Source organism: Haladaptatus rarus (assembly GCF_054177585.1).
On record NZ_JBPEHG010000001.1, the window covers coordinates 438,544 to 464,191 of the forward strand.

Annotated in this window: 26 protein-coding genes and 2 tRNA genes; 14 read left to right on the plus strand and 14 right to left on the minus strand. The window is 61.2% G+C overall.

The window, feature by feature from the left end:
- Positions 1-57: 57 nt before the first annotated feature.
- The 4 genes from ACR3FE_RS02420 to ACR3FE_RS02435 are packed head-to-tail and all read right to left on the minus strand — an operon-like array spanning position 58 to position 4,026.
- Positions 58-765, minus strand: coding sequence for an ABC transporter ATP-binding protein (locus tag ACR3FE_RS02420; RefSeq protein ID WP_458205142.1), 708 nt, complete (start codon positions 763-765; stop codon positions 58-60).
- A complete protein-coding gene (locus ACR3FE_RS02425; protein WP_458205144.1) occupies positions 765-1,595 on the minus strand; it encodes an ABC transporter ATP-binding protein in 831 nt (276 codons plus the stop codon). The genes ACR3FE_RS02420 and ACR3FE_RS02425 overlap by 1 nt, the downstream gene beginning before the upstream one ends.
- Positions 1,592-2,914 carry a branched-chain amino acid ABC transporter permease gene (locus tag ACR3FE_RS02430; protein WP_458205146.1) on the minus strand — a complete coding sequence of 441 codons (1,323 nt, stop codon included), beginning with the start codon at positions 2,912-2,914 and terminating at the stop codon, positions 1,592-1,594. The genes ACR3FE_RS02425 and ACR3FE_RS02430 overlap by 4 nt, the downstream gene beginning before the upstream one ends.
- Complete coding sequence (locus tag ACR3FE_RS02435; RefSeq protein ID WP_458205149.1) at positions 2,911-4,026, minus strand: branched-chain amino acid ABC transporter permease; 1,116 nt, start codon at positions 4,024-4,026, stop codon at positions 2,911-2,913. Before ACR3FE_RS02435 ends, ACR3FE_RS02430 begins: the two co-directional genes overlap by 4 nt.
- A gap of 210 nt (positions 4,027-4,236) precedes the next feature.
- Between ACR3FE_RS02435 and ACR3FE_RS02440 the strand changes: the two genes are divergently transcribed.
- From ACR3FE_RS02440 to ACR3FE_RS02465, 6 genes are all read left to right on the plus strand, one after another.
- A complete protein-coding gene (locus ACR3FE_RS02440) occupies positions 4,237-5,436 on the plus strand; it encodes a phosphoglycerate kinase (RefSeq protein WP_458205151.1) in 1,200 nt (399 codons plus the stop codon).
- Entirely contained in the window at positions 5,437-5,913 is a 477-nt protein-coding gene (locus ACR3FE_RS02445; RefSeq protein ID WP_458205153.1) for a GNAT family N-acetyltransferase, read from the plus strand. It begins immediately after the preceding gene.
- A gap of 17 nt (positions 5,914-5,930) precedes the next feature.
- Positions 5,931-6,004 (plus strand) — tRNA-Thr (locus tag ACR3FE_RS02450).
- A 296-nt stretch (positions 6,005-6,300) separates the two neighbouring features.
- Positions 6,301-6,693 (plus strand): hypothetical protein, encoded by a 393-nt coding sequence (locus ACR3FE_RS02455; protein WP_458205154.1) that lies wholly within the window; start codon positions 6,301-6,303, stop codon positions 6,691-6,693.
- 87 nt (positions 6,694-6,780) lie between these two features.
- Positions 6,781-7,290, plus strand: coding sequence for a macro domain-containing protein (locus tag ACR3FE_RS02460; RefSeq protein ID WP_458205156.1), 510 nt, complete (start codon positions 6,781-6,783; stop codon positions 7,288-7,290).
- A complete protein-coding gene (locus ACR3FE_RS02465) occupies positions 7,287-7,694 on the plus strand; it encodes a YbjQ family protein (protein ID WP_458205158.1) in 408 nt (135 codons plus the stop codon). Before ACR3FE_RS02460 ends, ACR3FE_RS02465 begins: the two co-directional genes overlap by 4 nt.
- Before the next feature lie 7 nt (positions 7,695-7,701).
- Here the strand turns inward: ACR3FE_RS02465 and ACR3FE_RS02470 are convergent, their stop codons facing one another.
- Genes ACR3FE_RS02470 through ACR3FE_RS02480 form a run of 3 tightly spaced genes read right to left on the minus strand, consistent with a single transcriptional unit; the run spans position 7,702 to position 8,657 of the window.
- On the minus strand, positions 7,702-7,998 hold the full coding sequence (locus ACR3FE_RS02470) for a hypothetical protein (RefSeq protein WP_458205160.1): 297 nt from the start codon (positions 7,996-7,998) through the stop codon (positions 7,702-7,704).
- Complete coding sequence (gene bcp / locus ACR3FE_RS02475; protein ID WP_458205162.1) at positions 7,995-8,447, minus strand: thioredoxin-dependent thiol peroxidase; 453 nt, start codon at positions 8,445-8,447, stop codon at positions 7,995-7,997. The genes ACR3FE_RS02470 and bcp overlap by 4 nt, the downstream gene beginning before the upstream one ends.
- 39 nt (positions 8,448-8,486) lie before the next feature.
- Positions 8,487-8,657: a hypothetical protein gene (locus ACR3FE_RS02480; RefSeq protein ID WP_458205164.1), complete on the minus strand. Its 171-nt coding sequence runs from the start codon at positions 8,655-8,657 to the stop codon at positions 8,487-8,489.
- A gap of 233 nt (positions 8,658-8,890) precedes the next feature.
- On the opposite strand from ACR3FE_RS02480, the gene ACR3FE_RS02485 reads away from it, so the two are divergent.
- Positions 8,891-9,373, plus strand: a complete 483-nt coding sequence (locus tag ACR3FE_RS02485) for a hypothetical protein (RefSeq protein WP_458205166.1) — start codon at positions 8,891-8,893, stop codon at positions 9,371-9,373.
- Positions 9,374-9,589: 216 nt separating this feature from the next.
- On the opposite strand, the gene ACR3FE_RS02490 is transcribed toward ACR3FE_RS02485, so the two are convergent.
- Positions 9,590-9,811 (minus strand): helix-turn-helix domain-containing protein, encoded by a 222-nt coding sequence (locus ACR3FE_RS02490; RefSeq protein WP_458205167.1) that lies wholly within the window; start codon positions 9,809-9,811, stop codon positions 9,590-9,592.
- 150 nt (positions 9,812-9,961) lie between these two features.
- Here ACR3FE_RS02490 and ACR3FE_RS02495 point away from each other — a divergent pair, with 150 nt between their 5' ends.
- The 7 genes from ACR3FE_RS02495 to ACR3FE_RS02525 all read left to right on the plus strand — a co-directional run bounded on the left by ACR3FE_RS02495 (position 9,962) and on the right by ACR3FE_RS02525 (position 17,418).
- On the plus strand, positions 9,962-10,546 hold the full coding sequence (locus ACR3FE_RS02495; protein WP_458205169.1) for a DUF7500 family protein: 585 nt from the start codon (positions 9,962-9,964) through the stop codon (positions 10,544-10,546).
- 66 nt (positions 10,547-10,612) lie between these two features.
- Positions 10,613-11,053, plus strand: coding sequence for a chemotaxis protein CheW (locus tag ACR3FE_RS02500; RefSeq protein ID WP_458205171.1), 441 nt, complete (start codon positions 10,613-10,615; stop codon positions 11,051-11,053).
- A gap of 533 nt (positions 11,054-11,586) precedes the next feature.
- Complete coding sequence (glmS, locus tag ACR3FE_RS02505; protein WP_458205172.1) at positions 11,587-13,407, plus strand: glutamine--fructose-6-phosphate transaminase (isomerizing); 1,821 nt, start codon at positions 11,587-11,589, stop codon at positions 13,405-13,407.
- 88 nt (positions 13,408-13,495) lie between these two features.
- The gene (locus tag ACR3FE_RS02510; protein ID WP_458205174.1) at positions 13,496-14,455 is read left to right on the plus strand and encodes a polysaccharide deacetylase family protein; all 960 of its coding nucleotides are present in this window, start codon (positions 13,496-13,498) and stop codon (positions 14,453-14,455) included.
- 181 nt (positions 14,456-14,636) lie between these two features.
- Positions 14,637-16,223, plus strand: a complete 1,587-nt coding sequence (locus ACR3FE_RS02515) for an alkaline phosphatase family protein (RefSeq protein ID WP_458205176.1) — start codon at positions 14,637-14,639, stop codon at positions 16,221-16,223.
- Complete coding sequence (locus ACR3FE_RS02520) at positions 16,220-17,233, plus strand: NAD-dependent epimerase/dehydratase family protein (protein WP_458205177.1); 1,014 nt, start codon at positions 16,220-16,222, stop codon at positions 17,231-17,233. The genes ACR3FE_RS02515 and ACR3FE_RS02520 overlap by 4 nt, the downstream gene beginning before the upstream one ends.
- Before the next feature lie 100 nt (positions 17,234-17,333).
- Positions 17,334-17,418 (plus strand) — tRNA-OTHER (locus tag ACR3FE_RS02525).
- Positions 17,419-17,990: 572 nt separating this feature from the next.
- Here the strand turns inward: ACR3FE_RS02525 and ACR3FE_RS02530 are convergent.
- The 6 genes from ACR3FE_RS02530 to ACR3FE_RS02555 form a co-directional block, all read right to left on the minus strand.
- On the minus strand, positions 17,991-19,454 hold the full coding sequence (locus ACR3FE_RS02530) for a flippase (protein WP_458205179.1): 1,464 nt from the start codon (positions 19,452-19,454) through the stop codon (positions 17,991-17,993).
- A 4-nt stretch (positions 19,455-19,458) separates the two neighbouring features.
- A complete protein-coding gene (locus tag ACR3FE_RS02535) occupies positions 19,459-21,264 on the minus strand; it encodes a hypothetical protein (protein WP_458205181.1) in 1,806 nt (601 codons plus the stop codon).
- 25 nt (positions 21,265-21,289) lie between these two features.
- Positions 21,290-22,342 carry a DUF354 domain-containing protein gene (locus tag ACR3FE_RS02540; RefSeq protein ID WP_458205183.1) on the minus strand — a complete coding sequence of 351 codons (1,053 nt, stop codon included), beginning with the start codon at positions 22,340-22,342 and terminating at the stop codon, positions 21,290-21,292.
- Positions 22,342-23,268, minus strand: coding sequence for a glycosyltransferase (locus ACR3FE_RS02545; protein WP_458205998.1), 927 nt, complete (start codon positions 23,266-23,268; stop codon positions 22,342-22,344). Before ACR3FE_RS02545 ends, ACR3FE_RS02540 begins: the two co-directional genes overlap by 1 nt.
- Positions 23,269-23,435: 167 nt before the next feature.
- Positions 23,436-24,509 carry a hypothetical protein gene (locus tag ACR3FE_RS02550; protein WP_458205184.1) on the minus strand — a complete coding sequence of 358 codons (1,074 nt, stop codon included), beginning with the start codon at positions 24,507-24,509 and terminating at the stop codon, positions 23,436-23,438.
- The gene (locus ACR3FE_RS02555) at positions 24,506-25,579 is read right to left on the minus strand and encodes a lipid II:glycine glycyltransferase FemX (RefSeq protein ID WP_458205186.1); all 1,074 of its coding nucleotides are present in this window, start codon (positions 25,577-25,579) and stop codon (positions 24,506-24,508) included. Before ACR3FE_RS02555 ends, ACR3FE_RS02550 begins: the two co-directional genes overlap by 4 nt.
- Positions 25,580-25,648: the final 69 nt, after the last annotated feature.

A 25,648-nucleotide genomic window follows, 5' to 3' on the forward strand; every position in this document is an offset into this window, starting at 1 on the left:
TTGTCGATTACTGCCGAAAGAGAACCGGTCGTGGACTGCGTCGAAAACGAACGACGATTAGCCGCCGAGGAACTCCTGTCTGACTTCCTCGTCGGCCAGCAGTGCGTCGCCGGAGTCCACGAAGCGGTTCTGTCCCTGGACGAGGACGTAGCCGCGGTCACAGCGGCGCAGTGCCTCTTTCGCGTTCTGTTCGACCATCAGAACGGCAGTGCCGCTGTCGTTGATCTCGTCCACCTTGTCGAACATCTCGTCGACGAGGTCGGGCGCCAGACCCGCGCTGGGCTCGTCCAGCATCAGCAGGTCCGGGTCGAGCATGAGTGCTCGTCCCATGGCGAGCATCTGTTGTTGCCCGCCGGACATCGTTCCTGCCTTCTGGTCTCGGCGCTCTTCCAAGATGGGGAAGCGTTCGTATACTTCGGCTAGTGCGTCTTCCGGAACTTCGTCCAGGATGTACGCGCCCATCTCCAGATTCTCCTCGACCGTGAGCATCCCGAATATGTTGTCGTTCTGGGGGACGTAGCCGAGGCCCAGGTAGATGATGTCCTCCGGCTTCTTCCCGTGAATCTCGGCTCCGTCGTAGGTGACCGTCCCACCCATGTAGGTGGTCAGCCCGAAGACGGATTTCATCACGGTGGATTTTCCCGCTCCGTTCGGGCCGACGATGGTGACGTACTCGCCGTCTTCGACGTGCATATCCACGTCTTCCAGGATCTGAAGATCCTCGCCGTATCCCGCATCGAGGGAATCGATTTCGAGAAGCGCCATCAGATCTCCTCCCCCAGATAGGCGTCGATGACCTGGTCGTTCGAACGAATCGCCGCCGGTTCTCCTTCTGCCAGCACCTTCCCCTGGTGCATGACGATGACGTGTTCACAGTTGTTCATGATGACGTCCATGTCGTGTTCCACGAGCAGGAAGGTGTACCCCCGCTCGCGGAGTTCGTGAACGTGCGTGAGCAGCTTCTTCTCCAGTGACGGATTGACGCCCGCCAGCGGTTCGTCCAGCAACACCATCTGTGGCTCGGTCATGAGAGCCCGAGCCATCTCCAGCAGTTTTCGCTGGCCACCGGAGAGATTCCCCGAGTACTCCCCGGCGAGGTGGTCGATCTCGAAGAATTCGAGCATCTCCCACGCTCGTTCGAGGACTTCCTCCTCTTCGTGCTGCACATCGCTTCGGAGTCCAGGCGTCACCGACCGCCAGAGTTTCTCGCCGTTCTGCCCTTTCGGTGCGAGCATCATGTTCTCCAGCACGGTCATCTCCGACAGCTCGCGAGCGATCTGGAACGTCCGCACCAGTCCACGGTTGGCGACCTGATACGGCCGTAACCCCGTGATCTCCTCGTCGTCGAAGTAAACCGAACCACTGTTCGGTTGGTAGACGCCAGTGATGAGGTTGAACGTGGTCGATTTCCCCGCGCCGTTCGGCCCGATGAGACCGGTGAGCGACCCCTGCTCGACGGAGAAAGTCGCACCGTCCACTGCGGTGATACCACCGAAGGTCTTCCGGAGGTCTTCGACCCGAAGTGGGGTGTCGCTGAGATCGGTCTCTTCACGACCGAAACTGAGCGTTTCGGCCTGCGTCTCGCTCGTGGTCATTCCTGGTCACCTCCAGCGCCACCGTCAGCAGCAGCCTTCGGTGTCGTCTCGCCAGCGCCGCCACCGGGGCGTGCGAGGGGGATGCTGGCCGCCTCTTCTTTCCGGTGACCGAGCACACCCTCGGGTCGGTGCTGCATGATCCAGATGAGCACGACCCCCATGATGACCAACTGCAAGGCGTTGATGTTGCCGATGGTGTAAGCGATGAATGGCTGGATCTGTCCGCTGAATATCGGCCCGACCGCGTCCGCGAACGTGTTCGGCGAGCCGGAGACGTTGTACACCTGTCGGATGATGTTCTTCAGGTAGAGCGGCCCCTGAAAGAGCAAGCCAGCGAACACTGCCGCGCCGAGGACACTCCCCGTGTTCGACCCTGCACCACCGATGATGAGCGCCAGCCACACGAAGAACGTCACCTGCGGCTTGAACGACGACGGCGTGATCGCACCCTGGCGGAGCTGCCAGAGGATACCGGCCAACCCCATCAGGGCACAGCCGAGCATGAACGACTTGATCTTGAACTGGTCGGTATCCTTTCCGAGTGCGTTCGCCACCTCTTCGTCCTCACGGATGGCTTTGAGCACACGACCGAAAGGGGATTCGCCGGTTCGTTTCAGCAGCCAGTAGAACCCAGCGACGAAGCCGAGCAAGACGACAGAGTAGGTGAGCGAATCGAGTACCGGCCCGACGGAACCACCGACGAGTGGATCGAGCAGATCTTCGATCGCGCCGTAGGGACCACTGTTGAACACCGGTTGCATCGGGTCTTCGTAGTTCAAGAGTAGTCCGCGACCACCGCCAGTGCCGAGGTTCATGCCGAGCACGTCGACGTTCTGGAACTTGTTCGACATCACGGTGAACCGAACGATCTCGGACATCGCGATGGTCACGATTGCGAGATAGTCGGCCCGTAATCGAAGCGCGGGAAGCGCTACGAGAAGGCCGAGAAGCGCCGCCGCGAGCATTCCGGCGATGATGCCGACCCAGAGAGGCAAGCCGAGACCGGAGACTGTCGCGGCACCCGCGGTAGCACTCGCAGGGGGCTTCGAGACGATGGCCATCGTGTACAGGCCGACCGCCATGAACCCCGCGATACCGATGTTGAACAGTCCCGTGTACCCCCAGTGGAGGTTGAGCGCGAGCGCCAACATCCCGTACACGCCGATCAGGAACGTGAGGCGTGCGAGCGAGTTGATCTGCCCACGGAACGAGTAGCCCAGCGCCGACCCCGCGAGGAGGTACAGCGCGTAGATGGCGAGCAGTGCGCCGAGGATGAGTAGCGTGTCGTTGAGCTCGAAATCTCTGACTTTCGTACTCATGCGGTCGTCCTCCCTGCGAACAGTCCCTGCGGCTTGAACAGCAGGATGAGGATCATCATGGCGAACGCGGCAGCTCGACCGAACTCACCCGGAATCCAGATGATGGCGAGGTCCCACGTCAGTCCGATGACCAGCCCACCAAGGATCGCACCGTATATCGACCCGATACCGCCGAGGATGACCGCTGCGAAGATGGGGAGCAAGAGGAGCCATCCGAACTGGAAGTCGATGGTTCCCGTCCAGAGCACCATCAGGTAGCCTGCGATGCCAGTCAGTCCACCGCCGATTATCCACGTCCAGCGGATGACGCTCTCGGTCGGAATCCCCGTGATACGTGCGAGGTCTTCGTTGTCGGCCATCGCGCGCATCGCTTTGCCGAGTTTCGTCCGTTGCAACAGGACGTGAACGCCGAGCATCAGCCCCACCGTCGAGATGAGGAGTGTGAGGTCGTGTGCGGTCACGGGGACGTTCCCATCCCAGAGCAGGAGACTCCAAGTGGGGATGTCCTGTGACGCCGTCGTCCCACGGTTCGCCGTCGAGAAGACGAACACGATGAGGTAGCGGAGCGTGAACGCGACACCGACGCTCGTGATGAGCAGTGAGATGCCACCCGCATCACGCATCGGTTGATAGACGACCCGGTCGATGAACAATGCGAGTGCGATCGTTCCCAGACCGGCGAGTATCAGCCCGGCGATGACTGCGATCGGTGTCGTCGCTATCGTGATGCCGAGGGAACTCGCGTACACCGTTCCGCCAGCACCGACCAGTAACAACCCGGCGAGGCTTCCTTTTCCGAGTCCGGCGATGAGATAGGTGACCGCCCATCCCGTGAACGCGCCACTCGTGATGTAGTCCCCGTGCGAGAAGTTAGCGAAGTTCAAGATACTGTACGTCATCGAGAGCCCGATCCCGGCAAGACCGATGATGAGTCCACGCATGAGACCGCTCCAGACGAGCGATCCGACGTCGGATACACGGAGATTGCCGAAGAGCAGGCGGTTGATGAAATCCACGACAAGGAGCGCCGCGAGGAGGCCGACGACCACGAGCAGTGGTCGTTCGACGACGAGGCGACGCCCTCGTGTGTAGGTTTCAGTTACGCCGTCCATTGATAACTCTCCACACGATAATCGGTTTCCGTCACAGTATTAAACCTTTCCGACAGGGCGTTCGTGCGAATTCCGGTAATGGCATCATAATCGTTATGGACTGTCAGCATTGTCGAGGAACCATCCATTGAGACCATTTACTCGCAAACGTGTTTGTTTCCAGTGTCGATTACCGACACACATATGGCGGGGGATGTCGACGCCACAGGTATGCCCATACAGACCCTGGACGACCTCGCCGTCCAAGGGACGACACTCGGCGTGCGCATCGACATCAACAGTCCGTTGACGGAGTCCGGTGACCTCGCTGACGACGCGCGACTCCGGGCGCACGTCGAAACGCTCTCGGATCTGTTGGAACGTGGTGGGAAAGTCGCTATCCTCGCACACCAGGGTCGCCCCGGAGGCGACGATTTTTCGGGGCTTTCTCCCCACGCAGAACGGTTGGACGAACTGCTGTCGTTCCCCGTCTCGTACTGTGATGGGACGTTCTCCGCAGACGCGCGACGGGCGGTTCGGTCGCTCGAAGATGGTGAGGCAGTCGTACTGGAGAACACGCGGTTCTACAGCGAAGAGTACATGGAGTTCCCGGCGGAGAAAGCCGCTCAGACCCACCTCGTCTCCCGTCTCGCCCCCGAACTCGACGCCTACGTCAACGACGCGTTCGCGGCGGCCCACCGCTCACAGCCTTCGCTCGTCGGATTTCCCACTCGATTGCCCGGCTACGCAGGGCGCGTCATGGAGCGTGAACTCGACGTGCTCGGCGACATCGAAAGTACTCCGCGACCGCGCGTGTACGTGGTCGGGGGCGCGAAGGTCTCCGATTCTATCGCCGTCGCCGAGAACGTGCTGGAACGTGATCTCGCAGATTACGTACTGACGGCGGGTGTGGTCGGTAACGTCTTCCTGTTCGCCGATGGCGCAGACCTCGGTGACGCAAGCGCGGATTTCATCCACGACCAGGGATACTGGGACTACATCGACGACGCCGTGAATCTGCTCGAAAACTACCGCGACCGAATCCACCTCCCGAAAGACGCTGCTGTCGAACGCGATGGTGACCGCGTCGAACTCGTTCGTGAGGAGTTCCCGCCCCGTGAAGACGAGGGGGCGATGGACATCGGCACCGCCACGATCGAAGCGTACTCGGAGATACTTCGCGAGGCTGGAACGGTCATCCTCAATGGACCAACAGGCGTGTTCGAAGACGACACCTTCGCCGACGGAACCCGTGAACTCTACACCGAAGCGGCGAACGCAGAGTACAGCATCGTCGGTGGTGGCGACACAGCCGCCGCGATTCGAAAGTTCGGTCTCGGTGGGTTCGACCACGTGAGCACAGGTGGGGGTGCCTGCCTCCGGATGCTCACGGGCGACCCACTCCCAGCGGTGGAGGCGCTCTCCCGGTAGATGGTTTCCATCGAGGCGGCGACGAGTGAGGATATCGACCACGTCGCCGACTGCTGGGTCGAACTCGCACACGACCAGCGAGCCTACGGCTCACACCTCATGGCAGACGAGAACCGTCGACATATCCGCGATGCGATCGCCCGGCACGTCATCGAGGATGATCTATTCGTCGCCCGTGACGACGGTATCGTCGGCTTCGTCATGTTCGAACTTCGGTCGGGCGTCTACGAGCAGTCGACGACACAAGGGACGATCCAGAACATCTACGTCGATCCTAGCCGCCGCGGCGAGGGTATCGGCTCGAAACTCCTCGATGTCGCCGAGAAGACTCTCGCCGAACGCGGGGCAGAGGTGATCGTACTGGAGGTACTGGCAGCGAACGAAGATGCCCGTCGCCTGTACCGAAAGCGGGGGTACGAACCGTATCGTGTCGAACTGGAAAAATCGGTCGAAAACGATAACCACTCAAAGGAGTAGCGACAACTGGGGAATGCGCCAAGGGAGCTTGGGCGGTTCAAGTGCTCGATTTGTAATCGAGAATTCGTGGGTTCGAATCCCACCCTTGGCTCTTCTTTCGCAGTTCGAGTCGCCTAGCCACGTGCACAACGTCTTTTCACAGTTCGAGTTCTCGTAAGCAGTACTCCTCGTCGGATTTGAAACGGTAGAGTCGTAGCCCGCGAGCGAACGAGGTAAGCGAGCAAGAGTTTCTCGGCGTCGCGAAAATCTCGCTCGACGACACAACCGGTCAGAGATAGGATTAATCGGCCCCTAACACTGACTTCCGTGTTGTGAACAGTTGCTCGGCGTCCGAGCGAGGACAACTATCGTTCGGTTTTATGCTGATACCGAGGGTGTACATCTCCTATGAGTCGCGCCCAGAGTGTCCCCCTCTGGATGGCTGCGCCCGAGGAGTTTCGGAGCACGATGAAGATGGTGCTCAGTACGGCGTACAAAAACGACCGCCGGTTCGACCGCTCGTGGACGTTTCGCTATCCAGACGAGGACATTCCCGACCTGATGGTCGAGATTACCCATCTCGAAAAAGGTGGCACCGAAAAGCTGGTGAACTCCCCGCGACCGACCAAGCCTCCCGAACAGGCCGTGGTCAAGGATTTCCGCGACGTACTGGGGGACCTTCTCCTGAAGGGCCACCGCCTAGGGATCGAGTTCGACCGCTCGTGGACGTTCCGATATCCGGAGTCCGACCATCCCGACCTGATGGTCGAGGTGACGCACGTCGAAGAGAAAGAGAACTGACCCGATAGCCGACAGCGATCACTCGCTCGCTCCACTCGGAACTCCGCAGACCCGAGTATTTTGTTCGCCGACGGCGTGGTATCGACCATGGAGTTCAGCGTCGTCCAGGGCGACATCGCTGCACAGGATGCAGACGTCCTCGTCAACGCCGCCGGAACGAGCCTCCGGATGGGCAGTGGCGTAGCTGGCGCACTTCGACGCGGAGCGAACGGGCCGATAGACGAGGCGGCCATCTCGAAGGGGCCGGTGGAATTGGGCGACGTCGCAGTGACCGACGCCTACGAACTGGACGCGGAGTTCGTCGTCCACGCCGCGGCCATGCCCCACTTCGGTTATGGACAGGCGACCCCCAAAAGCATCCGTGATGCCACGCGAAACACACTGCGACAGGCCGACCAGTTGGATGCGGAGTCGATGGTGATTCCCGCACTCGGCTGCGGTGTCGCGGGGTTCGACCTCCGCGAAGGGGCGGGAATCATCTGCGACGAGATCGCACAGTACGACCCCGAAACGCTTGCTGACGTTCGGGTCATCGCCTACAGCGACGACGAGTACGAGGCGATTCGTGACGTCGCAGCAGACGTGCGAGGAAAGTGACCCGCGGAGAGAGTGACCCGAGCAGTTACTATCGTCGCCAGAGAACGATCACCCATGGTCGCCTTCACGTACAACGACGAAGACGTGCTCGTTACGACGAGTCACACGATTCCCGACGGAAGATCACCGAATACCTCGGCATCGTCATGGCAGACGTAACGCCGGGTCGCCACATCGGCAAGGACATCGCTGGCGGTCTCCGTGATATCGTCGGCGGACGCTCCGAATCGTGGGAGAGAACCCTTCAGGAGAGTCAGGAGGCCGCCTTCGACGAACTCCTCGAAGAAGCGAAATCACTCGGTGCTGACGCAGTCATCGCCGTCGATCTGGCAGACGAGGCACTGGGTGCACAGGGCGGGAGGATGAACATCAACGTGTCCGGTACTGCCGTCTCGCTGGATTGAATCGATATCAGGAGTCGTTCAACTCCACGTCTTCTCCGGCATCACCCGCACCTACGTCGAGCGTAGCAGCGGTTTCGATGGCATCGAGACCATCAAGTTCGCAGAGTTCGGCGACGGACTTCTCAGGAACGACGACGCGGAGTGTTTCGAACTCCAGTTCTGCATCCACTTCGCCGTCGAGTGATTCGACTCGCGCGCGAACCTGCTCGGTGTCGGCGTCGGCGAGTCGAAGCAGGAGTGCGACCGATTCGTCGGGTTCGGGGTGGTCTCGAATACCACGTACCGGGCGCGATATGTACGTCATTCGAGTGTCGAGAGGATCTCCTCGGCGTGACCGTCCGGCGAAACGTCCTCGAAGACGTGTTCGATGGTGCCGTTCGAGCCAACGACGAACGTGTTCCGGAAGACGCCGTCGAAGGTGTTGCCGAACATCTTCTTCTCGCCGTAGGAGTCGTAGGCACTGGCGACCGTACCGGACTCGTCGCTCAGCAGTTCGAAGGGTAAGTCGTACTTCTCGCGGAACGCTTCGAGGTCTGAAACGGGGTCGTCGCTGATTCCGAGGACGGGGACGTTGCGGTCGCTGAACTCCTCCCACGAGTCGCGGAACCCACACGCTTCAGTCGTACAGCCGGGTGTGTCGGCGCGGGGATAGAAGTAGACGACGACGCGTCCATCGAAATCGGAGAGTGAGATGGTCTCACCTGCGTGATTCGGGAGTTCGAACGATGGTGCCTGTTGACCTGGTTCGAGCATACTCGGTCTTCGGAGTGGGTGACGAACTGCGTTACGGAGTCAATCGCCAGTGACGACGAACGTCCGTCCACCCTTCCGTTCGAGGTGAACCTCGCCGTCTTCGGCCGAGGTTCGGACGTAATCTGCCACTTCGGTGGCCGACAGCCCGGACACGTCTGCGGCGTTCCACGGCCGGGTTTCGGCGTGTAATGGAGCCATCTTACTGTTCATGTTCTGACGTTGTCTGGTCAGATAATGAAACCAAGTCTAGCAGGGTGAAAGTGAAAGTATTCGGTCGAACGGTCGACGATCACTTCCACCGAGGTTGGATTCTTCTTATGTAATCGTGCGAAATAGTTGAATAATGAGCGCAGACGACTTCGTACACGAGCGGATTCGGCGTTCTATCGCCGAACGGTCCAGATATCGCGGCTTACGCATGACAGAATCACCGTCCGTATCGAATGATCGTACCGACCGTACCGAACCGAGTAGCAACCGACAGGTGGGTATACGATGACCGACGTGGAAACGGTTCTCGAAGAAACCGAGACGACGCCTACGATGAACTCTCCGACGAGTCGTGTGTCGAGACGATACGGTCGAACGACAAGATGGTACGATTCGATGGCGAAATCGCCCGGTCGAATCGCGAAAACGTGATCGGTGATGAGACGACTACCCTCACAGTCCGACTGGAACTCGAATCGGCAGTTCGTGTGATGACGAACATCGACTGGAGTATCGTTCCCACGGTATCGGCGGTCGAAGCCGCGGCGTGGTCCGTTCGACTCGTGGAAGCGCGTGATTCGCTGGCCACTGAGGACGTGTACGTGACTGCCGGAGAGGTAGAAACGTCTGCGAACGAGAAGTCGGATGACATCACTGAGACGGGTCTGAGCGAAAAAGAACAACACAAAAAATTTCAATCATCATCACAGAACTGATGAAAATCAAAATCCTATTTCTGAAAATTGCCGACCGTCTGTAACATATGTAAAATGATACGTGACCACTGTTTTTTTATTGAGGAGGTCGTAGCGACTTCGTATGGGTGGAAAATTATCCAACGCCGACCGAGAGCGAATTAGAAAATTTGCCAAAACACCTCGCCATAAACGGACTCCTGACCTCCTCTGCCCCGGCGACGACGAGGAATCGGATTAGACGATTACGCTGATCGAATCGCCCTCTTTTTCTACGAGTCCGCGCTCACTGAGCGTACGAATGATGGTGTACAGGGCCATCTTCGGGAGGTCGAGACCGCTCTGGAGTTCGTCGACAGTCGCACCCTGTGACGTAGTGAGGTAGAGGTAGACCAGTTTTGCACGCGGTGAAACTAGTTCGTCCGGCACCGTTCCGACGGCGGTAGCACTTGCAGTCATGTCTGTGTAACGGGCCAAACATTCGACGATAATAAATGCTTGCTACGACGTTTGTCGAAATATCGGCGCGCGTGTCACGGCATCGAGACGTATTCTCACAGAAGAGAATCGCCGGAGATTTTATGTGATGACCCGTGGTAGGCGTCGTTTATGGGTCCAGCTTGGGACGAATCCGATTCGGAAACAGGGACGGTCCTCTCACCCGACGAGCTCGACATCGAGGAGAGCGAGAGCGTCGTCCCACTGGACGAGGGGCGGTACGTCATCGGTTCCGCCGGAAAACCGTCCGTGCCGGAGCAATCGGTGCAAACATCGACGGCTGACGATACACCGGGGGGTGGGGAAAAAACCACCGCGCAGGGACAGATCGACTCCAAAGAGGTTCGTCGGTGGCTCGAAGACGACCTCGAGGACGTGGACTCTCGCTACGGATTTCACATCACCGCGAAGTCGGAAAGTTCGATCAGCCACCAGCAGATGCTCTCCGACGACGTGGGAACCGTCTTCGATAGCCTGCTGATGTGGTACGCTCAACAAGTCGACCGAAACACACCTGTCGAAGACGTGCTCGGTATCCTCCTCATGGAGTCGAACGTCAGGGTACGCTACTCACCGCGCTGTTTCCGCGACGTTCTCGAAACGTACGACCTCTCGCCCGACGACAGCATCGCCGACTTCGTCGGCGCGATTCGAGACGAGAACGGGTTCGTCTTCCCCCCGGATAGCAATCGGTAGACTATCCATCCTAATAGCCGAGAGTAGGTTTTATATACTGGGATTCGATGTATCTGGTAGCTGACTATGAGCGTTCAGAAACAAGAGTCGCCTGACGATGGGGAACAGGGTGAGGAGACACAGGTGGTCGAGTTCCGTCTCGGCGGTGATATCTGTGCGATCGATATCGATCAGGTCGACAGCATCGTGGAAGTGAAGAAGGTTACGCGGATTCCGCGTACCCCCGACTCCATCGAAGGTGTGATGGATCTCCGCGGCACGACGACGACCATCGTCAATCCGAAGACAGCGCTCGGCCTGGACGATTCGGAATCCGGCAGCCGTGTCATCGTGTTCGAGACGGACGACAAACGGAGTATCGGTTGGCTCATCGACGAAGTGAATCAGGTCATCGGCGTGAACGAGACCGACATGGACGAATCAGTCGAGAGCGAATCGGTTCGTGGCGTCATTCGACAGGACGACGAGTTCGTCATCTGGGTCAAGCCGTCGGCCATCAACGTCTGACGGCGCGCGGGCATCTCGAAACCGACGAGCAAAGGACAGTACTCTGATTCGTTCGCAACAGATGATCGTCGTCAGCGTTCCGTGAATCGCTTGCAATCGTGAGGCGTAGCGAAGGCGTAACCGGCGTTACGGTACCGAGACGGCTATCCAATCTATTTTTTCCCTGTCGGTGTGAAAGTAACCGGCTAGTACCGACCAAATATCGACGCGTTACGAAATCTGGTTACAGACAGACCAGTACGCGGATTTTCGGGTGGAACATCGGGTATGTGAATCATAGGCTCGGCTAGGAGTATCCTTCGAAGTGTTCAGCGAGTGTATAACAAAGAGGGAATCCGGGCATTCGTAGATACAGTTCAGCCCTCGACAGCGGTCCTGTCGAGGCGCACAGGACAACGGTGGAGGCGAGTTACCTATGAGATTCCCGAACGTGAAGCGAATATTAGGCCGGAGTTGCAGCGCACGCCAGAACGAACGTCATCTTTCACTTTCGTATCAATGAGTGCCAACGTAAACAGGGGGAGGGGACACTGATGTGTGGCATCATCGCTCGGGTCGGGGAGACGGACGATGCCGTAGACGAGCTACTTGTCGGCCTCGAAAACCTCGAATACCGGGGATACGACTCGGCAGGGCTGGCGGTGAAGAACGGGAGTGACCCTGCGGTGTTCAAGCGCGAAGGACAGATCTCCAGGCTCAAGGATCTGCTCGCGGACGAAGTTCCCGCCGGTGAACTCGGTATCGGTCACACTCGGTGGAGCACTCACGGCCCGCCGACGGACGAGAACGCCCACCCCCACACGGGATGTTCGGAGCGTGTCGCAGTCGTCCACAACGGCATCATCGAGAACTACGAGTCGCTCAAAACCGAACTCCGCGAGCGTGGTCACGAGTTCGAGAGCGACACCGATACCGAGGTCATCCCGCACATGGTCGAGGAGTTCCTCGACGATGGGTCGACGCCCGAACAGGCCTTCCGGCAGACGGTGCGTCGTCTCTCGGGAAGCTACGCCGTCGCCATGTTGGTCGACGAGAGCGACGCGATCTACGCGACTCGCTCCGGGTCACCGCTCGTTCTCGGCGTTCGAGAGGGGAAGTACTTCCTCGCCAGCGACGTCCCTGCGTTTCTGGACTTCACCGACGAGGTCATCTTCCTCGACGACGGCGACCTCGTCGTCATCAGACCGGAGGGGCACGAGATCACGGATATCGACGGTCAGCAGGTCGAGCGCCAGATTCAGACTGTCGATTGGAACCCGGAGGATGCCGGGAAAGGTGGCTACGACCACTACATGCTCAAAGAGATCCACGAGCAACCGACCTCACTTCGGCAGACGCTCCGTGGTCGGGCCGACCCGATGACGGGCGACATCACCCTCGAAGATTTCCCACCGGGGACGTTCGAAGGTGTCCGGCGCGTCCAGCTCGTCGCCTGCGGAACGTCGTACCACGCGGGTCTCGTCGGAAGCCACTTCCTCGGAGAGCGAGGAGTTCCTGCACAGACGTTCCTCGCTAGCGAGTACGCAGTCTCGACGCCACCGGTCGACGACAACACGCTCGTCATCGGCGTCACCCAGAGCGGGGAGACGGCGGACACCCTCGCCGCGCTCAGACGGGCGAACGCCGCCGGAGCACGGACACTGGCGGTGACGAACGTCGTCGGTTCGACGGCGGCTCGAGAGTGCGACGACGCGCTGTTCATCCGGGCTGGCCCGGAGATCGGTGTCGCCGCGACCAAGACGTTCTCCTCGCAGGTCGTCTCGCTCTCCCTGCTCGGCGAGCGAATCGTTCGGGATACGGCTGGTCATCGGAGCGACGACGTGGAGTCGGTGCTGAGCGCCCTCTCCGACCTGCCGGATCACGTCCAGCAGATCCTCGATTATACGAAAGCCCACCGGGTCGCGAAGCGATACCGCGACAGCGACGCCTACTTCTTCATCGGTCGGGGTGCGGTGTTCCCGGTCGCTCTGGAAGGCGCACTCAAATTCAAAGAGATATCCTACGAGCACGCCGAGGGATTCGCGGCAGGGGAGTTGAAACACGGTCCGCTGGCACTGGTGACTCCCGAAACCCCGGTGTTCGCCGCGTTCAACGGTCGACACGACGAAAAGACGCTAAGCAACGTCAAGGAAGTCGAAGCACGCGGTGCGCCCGTCGTCGCGGTGGCGAGCGACGCGAACGAAGATGTCGGTCAGTACGCTGACGACGTATTGAAGATTCCCGACACCCACCCCGACGTGGCGGGAGTCCTCGCGAACGTCCAACTCCAGTTGCTCTCGTACCACGCTGCGGCACAGCTCGACCGACCCATCGACAAGCCGCGTAATCTGGCGAAAAGTGTGACGGTCGAATGAATCGCGTGGGTAAGGGACGATTACCCACCCGAACCGGCCTGAACGGTCGGCGCGGTTTAATCGCTATCCGACACCAGTTTCGATACGGATGAACGCCGTCGTACTCTCTATCGATGCCGAGCTCGCCTGGGGGTATCACGATCTCTCGACGGTTCCCGAACAGATCGAGAGTTCCCGTACCTCCTGGTCACGGCTGCTTGCGCTCTTCGACGAGTACAACGTTCCAGCCACGTGGGCCGTCGTCGGCCACCTGCTCCTCGATTCATGCGATGGCGAACACGCAGATCATGCGACACCGACCGGCGACTGGTTCCGACGCGACCCCGGCGGCGTCGCGGAACGCTCGCCACTCTGGTTCGGCGACGGCCTGGTCGATACCATCGCCGACGCGAAGGCGAATCACGAGATCGGATGCCACACCTATTCACACGTCGAGTTCGGGGACGAGCGAACGACCCGCGAGGTGGCAGTGGCCGAGACGCGAGCGAGTCTCGAAGTCGCAGACGACGCGGGCTACGACCTCGAATCGTTCGTCTTCCCACGAAACAACGTTGGTCATCGAGACGTGCTCGCGGCCTACGGCTTCACCTGCTATCGCGGGACCCGTCCGGAACTCTGGTTCGATGGCAATCGGTTACCGTCGCTGGCGAAGGTCGTCGATCTGACCGTGAGCAAGACGAGTCCGCCACTGGTCACTCCCGAGACGGACGAGTACGGACTGGTGAACATCCCGGCGTCGATGTTCCTGTTCGGCTACGAGGGACGGGTACGAACCATCACTGAAGGGATCTGGGACGACCCCCTCATCCGGGCGTCGAAGCGCGGTATCGACCGCGCCGCCAACGCCAGTGAGGGTATCTTCCATCTCTGGATGCACCCCAACAACTTCACCGAAGAGCGCGATTTCGAGCGCTTGCGAGTCGTGCTCGAACATCTCGCCGAACGACGAGACGAGGCCAGATTGCAGGTTCGAACCATGGGAGAGGTAGCCGCCGAGATCAAGGGAACCGACCCAGCGACGAAACGAACCCCTATCGGACCACGCTGATTTTCTTCGACGAACTCGTATTTCTGTCGACGCACGTGCAATCGTCGCAGGAACGTAACTTTGCCAGACAGAGCGGAGTAACCCGACCCAAACGTTCCGCAATCAGCCCATAACAAAGCGAATCCCGGTGGTGGAACGCGACAGAGCCAGGGGCAGGCAGCATGCCCAGGCGACGTTAACTATGTCGATGGAAACTTCGAGTCCAGATAGGGCGTTCGTCCTCGGTTTGGACGGCATCCCGTGGGATTTGATTCGGCGATGGACAGAGGAGGGACAGTTACCGAATTTCGCTCGGTTGATCGAAGAGGGGGCGACCGGGCCGCTTTCGAGCACGACCCCGGACGCGACGCCACTCGCGTGGCCGACGATCGCCACGGGAGTCTGGCCCGACAAGCACGGATTGTACGGTTTTCAGCACCTCGAACCGGGGTACACACACCGGATGAACACCAGTTCCGACGTTCGCCGACCCGAACTCTGGGATATCGTCTCACCTGCCGTGGTCGGCAACGTCCCGATGACCTACCCGGCGGACGAGATCGACGGGACGCTCGTCACCGGGATGATGACGCCGGAGATGGACGAGCATTTCACCCATCCACCCGAGTTCGCTGGAGAGATTCGAGAGGAGATACCCGACTATCGAATCGGCCTGTCGTGGAGTGAGTACCGCGACCGACCGGACGAATTCTGCGAGGAGTTGTCGGCGCTCCTCGATAACCGTCGAACATTGATGCGTCGTTTGATGGACGAAGAGTGGCGGCTCTTCTTCTTCGTCTACACCGCACCCGACCGACTCCAGCATCTCATCTGGGAAGACGACACGCTTCTCGACCACTACCGCGAACTGGACGAGATACTCGGGGAAGTGATAGAGTATATCGAATCCCGCGACGCTACCCTCTTCGTCGTCTCCGACCACGGCTTCGGTCCCATCTCGACGTTCGTTTTCGTCAACTCACTGCTCGAACGCGAAGACCTCCTGCACCGGAAGGGAGGAGACGGAACAAGAGGGGCACTCGCCCGGCTGGGGCTGACGAAAGATCGCGTCCAGACCCTCCTCTCCCGGCTCGGTGTGAGTGAACAGGCACTCGTCGATCATCTGCCCCGTTCCGTCGTCGATTCCGTCGCCAGCCAGGTTCCGGGTGACCACAGCCTCTACGACGTAGACTTTGAGGAGACCGTGGCCTTCGTTCACGGCGAGGGGAGCGTCTACGTGAACGATACGGTTCGGTTCGACCCCGGTATCGTCGCGCCGGAGGACGTGCCTGCACTCAAAGAAGACCTCCGTTCGTTGTTCGCGGGATTGACCGACCCCGAAACCGACGAGAACGTCCTCCACGTGTACGATGGCGACGAACTGTTTCCGACCGACCCCCGGTCGCCAGACCTCGTCATCAAGGGACGAGGTGAGTACGAGACGGCGACGTCGCTCACGCGGAACGTCTTCGCCGACAGCGGGAGCAAGGTCGCCAGCCATCGCCCCGAAGGCATCTTCCTCGCGTGGGGGCCGAGTATCGAGCCGGGGACGACGCCGACAGACGCGAGCGTCGCCGACGTGACGCCGACGATTCTCCACGCGCTCGGCGAAGCGATTCCATCGGACGCTGACGGACGAGTGCTGAAAGAGATCTTCCACGCCGGGTCGAAACCGGGTCGGCGGGCGGTCTCCCAGCGAGAATACAGTGAGGCAGGAAGTCCGGCATCCGTCGAGGCCAATTTCGACGACGTGGAAGACCGCCTCCGAGGACTGGGGTACATGGAATGACCGAGGCAAGCGACCCGAGCGGCTCGACCGATTCGACTGACCCGTCCGCCCCCCATTCGACCACCACGCAGACTTCCATCCCTTCATCGACGCCCGTTCCGACCGGCCAGACCGTCCTCGTCACTGGTGGGGCAGGGTTCGTCGGAAGCCACCTCGCAGCAGCGCTGGTCGCGGAGAACGACGTTCGAATCATAGACGACCTCTCGTCGGGGAAGCGAGGGAACGTCCCCGCGGATGCGACGCTCGTGGACGGAGACGTGCGCGACCCGAGCGCGGTGCGCGAGGCCATGCAGGGGGTCGATATCGTCTTCCACGAGGCCGCGATGGTCAGCGTCGAGCGGTCGGTCGAGCACCCGCTTCGGAGCCACGCCGTCACGTGCGACGGGTCGCTCGTCGTGCTCGAACAGGCCCGCCAAGAAGACGCGCGAGTCGTCCTCGCGTCCAGCGCCGCCGTGTACGGCCACCCCGACACCCTCCCCATCTCGGAGTCGGAACGCAAGACGCCGACCTCTCCCTACGGTGTCGACAAACTGACCGCAGACCACTACGCTCGCCGATTCAGCGACCTCTACGGCGTGGAGACGGTCGCTCTCCGCTATTTCAATATCTACGGCCCGCGCCAGAACCCCGAATACAGCGCCGTCGTCCGGGTGTTCCTCGACCAGGCCCGCCGCGGCGACCCCATCACCATCGAGGGCGACGGCACGCAGACGCGGGACTTCGTCCACATCTCGGACGTGGTGCAGGCGAACCTCCGCGCGGCGACGACCGACCGCACGGGAAGGGCATACAACGTCGGAACCGGCGAGAGCGTCACGATCCGCGAACTCGCGGAGACGGTTCGGGACGTGACCGATTCGGACTCCGACATCGTCCACATCGACCCCCGCCCCGGTGACATCGACCACAGCAGGGCGGATATCTCTCGTGCGCGTGAGGAACTCGGCTACGAACCGACCGTCTCCTTATCAGAAGGGCTCGCCTCGCTCGTCCGAGAAATCACTGCCTGAAGTCGGTCTCGAACGGATGGGACGGTCTCGCACGGAATGGCCGATGTCGTCGCTTCAGGCGGCCCATAACAAAGATACTCCCAGCCATCTGGGGAAACGAGGAAGGGTGGCTCAGTGGTAGAGCACCACCGATTCGTCGGTGGGAGCCTGACAGGCTTCGCGTGGTTCGAATCCCGCCCCTTCCGTTTCGACGACGAACGGACGTGAGGAGTGAAAACGAAACGAAGGATTCGAAGTAGACCAGACGCAGCCCGCGAGCGAGTTTACGAGCGAGCAGGAACGTCTTGGCGTGATTCGAATCCCGCCCCTTCCGTTTTTGCGACGAATGGACGTCGGTAAATCAGAGTCGCAGTGTTGTCGTGGCTATTTGTACTGAAATGTACTACGTTCGTGTGCCGAAATCGGGTGGACGCGATGTGTGAAACTGATTCCTGTGAAGAAGTGGCGTCCACTACTGCTTGAGGGACGCCACGCCTACGGAAGAGCCCCGCTCTTCCGTGGCCGAGGAGATCTTCGATTTCCCCTGGCCCTCACTCGATCAGTCGCTCGTGGCTGCGCCACTCGCTTCCTGCTTCGCGTCTGAGAGGGGAGTTCCTGAGTGGAGGAGTGACCAGGCGCTAGCGGTAGCAGTCACAGAAACTCACCCTCCACTTTCGGTGACTACCTCGTACTCACAGCCACTTTCGAGAGCCACCCAGCATCCACCATCACTCTCGGTACCCTTCCAACGATGAGATCATCCTCACCGTCACGACCGTCAGACCAGTACCCGCATCACACGCCGCAGGTCGAGCAGTCCACTCGCGGTCGCCAGTCCGACCCAGACGCCAGCGCCGAGGACCACCACGCCGACCAACGAGAGCAGGCCAGAGACGAACGAGAGCGCGACGATCACGACGGCAGACATGATCAGCGTGATGGCACAGACGAAGACGACGTGGCGGAGCATGCGCGACAGTGACAGTTCCAGTTCCTGGTGGACGACGGCGAAGTTGACCAGCGAGTACATCGAATACGTGGCGACGGTGGCCCACGCCGCGCCGACCGCGCCGAAGGTCGGGATGAGCAGGAGGTTGAGGAGGAGGTTCGCCACCGAGGACGCGCCTTTGGCCCACGCCCGCTCCCGTGCTCGCCCGAGGTAATCCAGTGCGTCGCTGGTGATGAACATCACCGCCTGCAAGACGATGTAGCCCGCGTACACCTGCACGACGGGGATCGCCCCGGCGTAGGCCGCGCCGAAGACCTGCGTCACGGCGGGGTCGGCGACGAGCACCAATCCGGCCCCCGCAGGGACGTAGAGCAGGAGGGTGTGTCGGAACGTCGTCTCGTAGAGGCTGGCCGCTGCCGCTCGTTCGTCACCAGCCTTCTGCTCGCCGTAGGTGGGCGAGATGGTGAAGCCGAGCGAGGCCGCCGGAGCCTGCAGAAACGTCGAGATGTTCTTGGCGAGGTAGTAGTAGCCGACCGCGACTGGCCCGACGAGCGCGCCGACGAGGATGGTGTCGATCTTCTTGTCGAGGACGTTCGCCCCCTTCGTCGCCGTCAGCGGAACGCTGTAGCGGAGCACGCGCCGAGAGAGGCCAGGCTCGCGGTCGCCCGATTCGTGGGTCGAGTAGAACTTCGCGTAGAGCACGCCAACCCCGACCACGGTCGCCAGCGCGTAGCTCACGACGTAGCCGACGAGCGCGCCGACCGCGCCGCCCACGAACAGCACGCCTGCGACGACGAAGACGAGGAGACTCACACTCCCCGTCGCTTTCGTCACCGCACTCCACGTCACGCGGTTGAACCCTTGGAAGGCGACCACGGCGAACGTCGAGAGCGAGTGGACGGCGAGATAGGCCCCGCCGAACACCAACAGCGGCGCGAGTTCGGGTTGATTGATGAACCGCGCGATGGGATCAGCGAAGAGTGCGAACGCAACAGCGACGACGACGATAGCGACGAGTCGAGCGCCGAGCGCGACCCGCAAGACGTGCGGTACCTGTGCGGGGTCGCGCTCCCGAAACTCGGTGATGTAACGGGCGGCAGATTTCGCCGTGCCGAGGTCGGTGAACAGTCCCGCGACCCCGAGCACCGCGAGCGCACTGCCGAGTATGCCGAACTCCTTCGGCGTGAGCAGGTATCTGGTGAGCAGGACGATCAACAGCCCACTCGAAGCGACGTGGAGCACTCTCGCACTCAGCGTCGCCTTGAACCCTCGTGCGAACGTCTTCGAGTCCATCGTGCTACCCTGTGGCGTTCAGGTAGTAGAGCTGGAAGTCCCCGCCCGACTGTACGCGCGCGACCTCCGGGTTACTTTCGAGCGTTCTGAACCCTCGCTTCGGGAACCGAAACCCGTTGTACACCGTCAGTTCCCGCTTCTTGGCGGAATCAGTGATCGGGAGATACCGGGGACCGTCGAAGGCCGAGACGAGTCGTCTCGCGGTGAAATTCTCCTCCGTCGCGTTGATGTCACTGCCGTAGATCGGTTCCCCCCGGAAGTCGGCTCGTTTGCTCGCTTCGAAGCCGAGTATCGCGTCGGTGTACCGCTCCCCCGACGCGCGAAGCCCGGTGAAACGTGCCTCGCCGCGCTCGTCGAACGCCAGTTCGTAGCCCGCCATCTGGCTCTCGGAGACCTGGCCCGAGGGCTGGTACATGTACGGCGAGTGGAATATCGTCGGTATCGAGAGCACGAGCAGGAAGAGAAACAGCCCCGCCGCGAATCCCGGCACGGGGTCGGCGTTCGGCAGTCGCTGCTCGACGGCGCCCATCGCACGTGCGATGGCGATGCCGCCGAGCATCGTCACGGGAACCATCATGAAACCCAGTACGCGGAAGTGAAACTGTCCGAGACTTGCGACGAGAAACGCACAGAAGAGGCCGAAGAGTGGAACCATCCCGACGGTGAGATACTTTGCGAACGCGCTGGTTTCGGTGGCACGAATGCGGTCGAACAGCCCGCCGAGCATGAACAGTCCGGCGAAGACGGAGAAGATGAGGCTGACGAAGAAGAGTTTCAAGAAGAGTATCCGGATGCTCCCTCCGAGTTGCGAGAGACTCGCGGCAGCGTTGGCGGTATCGGCTGCGGCGGCAGGGTTGTCGATCAAGCTCGTCACCAACGCGCGCGCCGCACCGCCCGACCGCTCGTGGAGGGGCGTCCACAGCAGGAACATCGCCATGAGGAACATCGTATGTGCGTACATCGCTCGATGGCGGGCGATGGCGTGCCCCTCACGGAACAACCGGTAGACGATCTGGACGAGGACGAACCCGCCGAACAACAGAATGGCATTGGCGGCCTGCTGTGGATGGACGAGCACCATGGCCATCGACGCCAGTGCGAGCAGGGAACCCGACGCAGTTCCGAACAGTGGAACTCGCCGTCCGTCGGTTCCCGTGACGTACTTGGCGACGAGATAGACGAGGAGCGGGAGAAAGAGGATCGCCTGCGACGTGGGATGTGGCATGACGAAGACGCTGATCGCGTTGATCGGAAGCAACAGGTAGGCCGCGATCGCCGCGAAAGTCACCGCTCGGTCGTCGTCTACCACGAGGCTCACGGCGAGCGGGACGAACAGCAGGTAGACGAGGACGAAGGCGGCGACCATCACCATCAGCGACCGCCGCAACGACAGCCCCGTGACCTCGCTGATGACGACACCGATGGTGTGCGTGCCGGGGTAGAGCAGTTCGTAGACCGCCATGTCGCCGGAGGCGATGTCCTTCGTCCAGCCGAGATGTGTCAGTGAATCTCCCGGCCCGTAGAAGTGATAGCTTCGGAGGAGGGGAAGCGACGCGATAGCGAGCGTCGTCGTCCCACCGAGGACGAGGCCGAGCGAGCGATACCAGTCGGGTGAGGACACCGCCACGACGATTCCGGTGATGAACGCGACAGCGACACCGGCCCAGAAGAGCGTCGGCGTCGCCCGGTAGACCGACAGTTCGTACCCCTGTGCTGGCGCTCCGTGGGCGGCGAGGACGGCCAATGCAAGCGAACAGAAGCCGACGACGAGCGCAGTCTTCTCCAGACGGTGTGCATACGTCCGTGCCATTTGCTCGTCTCGGGCGTCGCTCGTTTCACCCTTTGTTATGGACTTCCTGATTTCGCCCGGCACGAACCAGCAGTTCGGTCGCGTAGCCAGCGACGTCGATCTTGTCCGTGAGAAGCCGTTCTCTCCGGCGTTGGAACGTCTCGCGGTCGGCAGAGTGGACGAGCGATTTCGCTTTCCTGACCGCCTCGCGGTCGTCAGCCGTCGAGTAGAGCAGGCCGTATTCGGCCAGTTCGAGGAAGTTGGTCATGTCGTCCGACCCTGCGAACGATTGAGCACGCACTGCGGGCGTCCCGAGGACGGCGGCCTCGGTCGCCATCGTCGCCGAGTCGCCGACGTAGAGGTCGGCGAACGCGAGCAGGTCGTGGACGAGATGAGGTGGCACCGGGAGCTGATACTCCGCGAACTCGGCGGGAAGCGGCGACTCGCTGGTGACGTACACCTCGCCGTGGTCGTCGAGAAACGAGACGAGATCGCGTTTGGCCTCGCGCGAGAAGCCGTTCTCTCCGACGTCGTGCAGTGCCGACCACTGTCGAAAGCGAACCAGGAAGTAGCGCTCGTTCGGCTGGACGCCATGCTTCCGGAGTCCATCGGGGTTCGGCGTGAAACGTTCGGGATGGAGGTAGGCGAGTTCGTGATAGCCGTCGTAGCGAACGTGGTTCTCACCGTAGTCGTCGCGGAACCGACGGGGGGTGCAGACGACGTGTGCGAGCGGCGTCGTGATTCGATGTGATTGGGCACCTTCGTTGTCGATCCAGACCACGCTCTGTGCGCCGACCAACGGGGCGACGTGCGAGACGGCGACACCACCGATGGCGGTCATCACGTCCGGTCGGATACGCAAGGCTTCGCGGAGTAACCGCGCTTCGTAGGTGGCCTGCACCCGCGCCAGTCCGGCGAGTGAATCCGCCTTTCCGGCGAGAACGGTGTGCTCGATACCGTATCGGTCGAGCAGGTCGAGCGCGATGTCCTTGTCTCGGGCGAAGACGTGAACGTCGTGTCCTCGCTCTTCTAACGCGGCGATGATGTGCCGGTAGAAGTGGACGTGTGCCGGATGCTGGATTGTGACGATGACGTGCATCAGAGGACGGTTTGATAGACTTCGTGGATTCGTTCTCCCATGCGTTCGAGACTCAGATCGCGGACGTTCTCGCGTCCATTCGACCGACGAGGATCGGCGAGGACATCGACCAACCCTGCCACGAGTTCGTCGTCCGAGCGACAGACGTGTGCGGGTGATACCCCCGACAGGCGGTCCGCCACGTCGCCGACGTTCGTCGTCACGACCGGCAGATTACAGGCCATCGCCTCCTTGACGGAGTTCGGCGACCCCTCGCTCTTCGACGGGAGCAAGAGCACGTCGGCAGCGTTGTAGTAGGTCGCCATCTCGTCGTGTGGGACGCCGTAGACGCTCTGGAGTTCGACCGCCCCCGACACCTCCCCTGCAGCGGCGGCCACCACTCGCTCCGCCCGAGGGAAATCCTTCACCTCGCGGGATGGTGGATACGGAAAGAGGACGTGCTTTCCGTCTCGGCTCCAGCCGACCTCGTCACGGGCTTCGCGCTTCGACTGGGGTTCGAACCGCGACAGGTTGACCCCGTGTGGAACGACGTGACATGGCCCGTCGAGTTCGCTCGCCATCTCCTCGGACATCACGATGACGGCGTCACAGTGGCGTGCGCATTCCTTGCTCAGCCAGCCGTACTCGCCGAGGAGGTCGGACCCCCACAGCGAGAGCACGACCGGCAAGCGAAGTTGAGCCAGCGCCATCGGCGCGGTAAGCCCGTAGTTCGCGTGGATGAGGTCGTAATCGCCGAGAGCGTTTCGGAAGACGGTCGGGAAGAAACGCAGGTAGTCGGTCGCCGACCGCCGCGTGACGGATTTGCGTGCTCTGTGTGTTCCCGGTGGCGCGAGAGTCTCTCCCGAGACGCCCTGCTCACGGAGCACCCGCACTTGTTCCCGAAAGAAGCGGGCGTCGGTGTTCGTCACGAGGTTCAGCACTCGAATCGAACTGGTGCTGGCGCTCGATTTGATGGATCCTCTCGACACAGTAGCGGAAGACTCTCCCGAGATAGCCTTTGTTATCCGCCGCTTTATCGGGCCGCTGCACGCGATAGGGAGGTCATACCGGCGACCTCCCAAACGACCACGCCGACCGCCCAGATGATCACCGTTCATCGTCTCGTCACCGCCTCGACTCGCGCCATCGGTTCGCCAGCGGGTTCGGCGTTCGTAGCGACGTCGACGATGATCTCGGTGAGGTTCACCTTGTCCGCGAGGTACGCATCGCGGCGTTCCCGGAGGCGGTCTTTCGCCCCGTCGTCGGCGAGGAGGGCGAGCGACCGTGCAAGTACGTCCTCGAACGCACGCAGGTTGTCGATGAGACCCTCGCGTTCGAGTTCGAGGAAGTTTCCCATGTCCGACTCGCCGACGAAGGAGTTCGACCGGATCGCTGGTGTACCGAGCAGTGCCGCCTCCGTTACCATCGTCTGCGTGTCCGCGACCAGCAACGACGCCTCTGCCAACGCATCGTGAAGCAGGGCGGGATGGAGGTCGAACTCCCGAGCATCACCGGGTGCAGGACCGCCGCCTTCGTCCGAGACGAAAACCGTGACGTGGTCAGCGAGCGCGGAGACGAGCTGTCGCCGTTTCGCTGGCGAGAATCCGGAGTGTCCCAGGTCGTGATGCGACCCGAAGGCGTTGAACCGAACGATAGCGAACTCCTCACGCGGGCCGACGCCGAGTCGCTCTCTGATCGTCGGATCGGCTTCGTACACGTCGGGGTGGAGGTAGGCGAGTTCCTTGAACCCGTCAAACTCGTAATGGTTCTCCCCGAGATCTTTGCCGAACGTGTGGGGCGTGAGGAACGTATCGACGAATGGACGGGCCGCGAGGTGATCGATGGTCGTCGGCTCCGAATCCGCGACGACGACGACTGGCGTACGCGAGACGGCCCCGGCGTGGGCCGCGTAAGAGCCGACACCGAAGATGAGATCCGGCTGGTACCGTCGAGTACGCCGGAAGATCTCGTAGTAATGCTCCGGCAGTTCGCGGAACAGCGAGAACTTCGTCGTATCACACGCGCCGTAAATCTCGTGCGGGAGGTCGTAGTACTCCAGCAGGGCACGGGTACAGCCGTAATCACGCCCGAGAACGAGCACGTCGTGGCCTCGCTCCCGGAGTCGCTCTATCGCGTATCGATAGAGATGGACGTGTGCCGGCGTGTTGGTGAAAAAGAGGTACTTCATCCCCTGACGAACTCGTAGGCTCGTTTGGCTGCGTCCATCGTTTTCCCACTCGATTCGACGAGATAGTAGGGGACGAGGTCGGCACCGAACTTCGCCTTGTACCGACAGAGTCGTTCCGTGTTCGCCCCCATCAGGTCGTAGGTCGATACCGATTCGACCGGCGACCCATCGACGATATCTTCGATGATCCGCCAGTGGACGAGGCTGTTCACGCTCGTCCCTTCGTAGACGGCGCGGGCACCACCCTGCCAGAAGTACGCCGCATCGTTCGAGTAGAGGGTGGTGATGCCGCTCAGATAGTTACCGGACGAATCGCGGGCGACGTAGGTCTGGGCGTGGTCGTCGAGACCCTCCCAGAGGTCACGGACGTACTCCCACGAGAGGCCGAGCGTCTCGCCCTGTTCTTCGTATCGGGCCACGGTGTCTTCGTACACTGCTCGTGCCCCGTCGATTCCTTCGCGCGTAACGGTCACGTCGAGCTCCTTCGCGTCCCGAATCTCACGCCGAAGGCTCTTGCTGAACGATTTCATGACGGCGTCCGTCGTGGTCGATTCGAGCTGCAGGTGGTACGTGAAGAACGGCTCGACGTTCAGGTCACCCCAGACGTAGGGACGAGGGTCACCGTACTCCGTACCACAGAGCATCCGGAACAGGGTGAGTCCGGACTCCATCTGCTCGCCCACGCGCTGGGCGACCGGGGAGTCGAACCCGACTCGTGCGAGCTGTGCCGTATAATCGGTTCGAATCCTGTCGAGTACTTCCTGGGTGAACTCGCGGTTGACTTTCTCCTGTTTTCGCCGTTTCGGACTCGTCGGCATCAGTATCGGCCCGAGTCGCGGTATCGCCATCCCCGGCGGTGGCGACAGGGCGGCAGTCCCGAGCGGCCCATCCCGGACGACGACCGGAAGGAGAGCGATCGCTTGCTGTCCTTTGAATCCCCCGTACAGACGGAGTTCACCCGCCGTGTGGCGCTCGATGGCTGCCAGTGCCGCTGGCTGATGAAACACCTCGAACCCGTGCGAGGGGAGTGCGTCGTCCCATTCTGTGAGGTCTAATCGTTCGACTCTCATTCGTCGTCTCGCCAGTCGATAACGTCGGTTTTCACTTTGTTATCCCCTGCCTGTCCGTGAGAAGGGTCG

What these genes read in the sequence shown, in the direction of transcription:
- ACR3FE_RS02420 (WP_458205142.1), bottom strand. Translation starts at nt 765, where the DNA reads ATGGCGCTTCTCGAAATCGATTCCCTCGATGCGGGATACGGCGAGGAT.
- ACR3FE_RS02425 (WP_458205144.1), bottom strand. Translation starts at nt 1,595, where the DNA reads ATGACCACGAGCGAGACGCAGGCCGAAACGCTCAGTTTCGGTCGTGAA.
- ACR3FE_RS02430 (WP_458205146.1), bottom strand. Translation starts at nt 2,914, where the DNA reads ATGAGTACGAAAGTCAGAGATTTCGAGCTCAACGACACGCTACTCATC.
- ACR3FE_RS02435 (WP_458205149.1), bottom strand. Translation starts at nt 4,026, where the DNA reads ATGGACGGCGTAACTGAAACCTACACACGAGGGCGTCGCCTCGTCGTC.
- ACR3FE_RS02440 (WP_458205151.1), top strand. Translation starts at nt 4,237, where the DNA reads ATGCCCATACAGACCCTGGACGACCTCGCCGTCCAAGGGACGACACTC.
- ACR3FE_RS02445 (WP_458205153.1), top strand. Translation starts at nt 5,437, where the DNA reads ATGGTTTCCATCGAGGCGGCGACGAGTGAGGATATCGACCACGTCGCC.
- ACR3FE_RS02455 (WP_458205154.1), top strand. Translation starts at nt 6,301, where the DNA reads ATGAGTCGCGCCCAGAGTGTCCCCCTCTGGATGGCTGCGCCCGAGGAG.
- ACR3FE_RS02460 (WP_458205156.1), top strand. Translation starts at nt 6,781, where the DNA reads ATGGAGTTCAGCGTCGTCCAGGGCGACATCGCTGCACAGGATGCAGAC.
- ACR3FE_RS02470 (WP_458205160.1), bottom strand. Translation starts at nt 7,998, where the DNA reads ATGACGTACATATCGCGCCCGGTACGTGGTATTCGAGACCACCCCGAA.
- bcp (WP_458205162.1), bottom strand. Translation starts at nt 8,447, where the DNA reads ATGCTCGAACCAGGTCAACAGGCACCATCGTTCGAACTCCCGAATCAC.
- ACR3FE_RS02480 (WP_458205164.1), bottom strand. Translation starts at nt 8,657, where the DNA reads ATGAACAGTAAGATGGCTCCATTACACGCCGAAACCCGGCCGTGGAAC.
- ACR3FE_RS02485 (WP_458205166.1), top strand. Translation starts at nt 8,891, where the DNA reads ATGATCGTACCGACCGTACCGAACCGAGTAGCAACCGACAGGTGGGTA.
- ACR3FE_RS02490 (WP_458205167.1), bottom strand. Translation starts at nt 9,811, where the DNA reads ATGACTGCAAGTGCTACCGCCGTCGGAACGGTGCCGGACGAACTAGTT.
- ACR3FE_RS02495 (WP_458205169.1), top strand. Translation starts at nt 9,962, where the DNA reads ATGGGTCCAGCTTGGGACGAATCCGATTCGGAAACAGGGACGGTCCTC.
- ACR3FE_RS02500 (WP_458205171.1), top strand. Translation starts at nt 10,613, where the DNA reads ATGAGCGTTCAGAAACAAGAGTCGCCTGACGATGGGGAACAGGGTGAG.
- glmS (WP_458205172.1), top strand. Translation starts at nt 11,587, where the DNA reads ATGTGTGGCATCATCGCTCGGGTCGGGGAGACGGACGATGCCGTAGAC.
- ACR3FE_RS02510 (WP_458205174.1), top strand. Translation starts at nt 13,496, where the DNA reads ATGAACGCCGTCGTACTCTCTATCGATGCCGAGCTCGCCTGGGGGTAT.
- ACR3FE_RS02515 (WP_458205176.1), top strand. Translation starts at nt 14,637, where the DNA reads ATGTCGATGGAAACTTCGAGTCCAGATAGGGCGTTCGTCCTCGGTTTG.
- ACR3FE_RS02520 (WP_458205177.1), top strand. Translation starts at nt 16,220, where the DNA reads ATGACCGAGGCAAGCGACCCGAGCGGCTCGACCGATTCGACTGACCCG.
- ACR3FE_RS02530 (WP_458205179.1), bottom strand. Translation starts at nt 19,454, where the DNA reads ATGGACTCGAAGACGTTCGCACGAGGGTTCAAGGCGACGCTGAGTGCG.
- ACR3FE_RS02535 (WP_458205181.1), bottom strand. Translation starts at nt 21,264, where the DNA reads ATGGCACGGACGTATGCACACCGTCTGGAGAAGACTGCGCTCGTCGTC.
- ACR3FE_RS02540 (WP_458205183.1), bottom strand. Translation starts at nt 22,342, where the DNA reads ATGCACGTCATCGTCACAATCCAGCATCCGGCACACGTCCACTTCTAC.
- ACR3FE_RS02550 (WP_458205184.1), bottom strand. Translation starts at nt 24,509, where the DNA reads ATGAAGTACCTCTTTTTCACCAACACGCCGGCACACGTCCATCTCTAT.
- ACR3FE_RS02555 (WP_458205186.1), bottom strand. Translation starts at nt 25,579, where the DNA reads ATGAGAGTCGAACGATTAGACCTCACAGAATGGGACGACGCACTCCCC.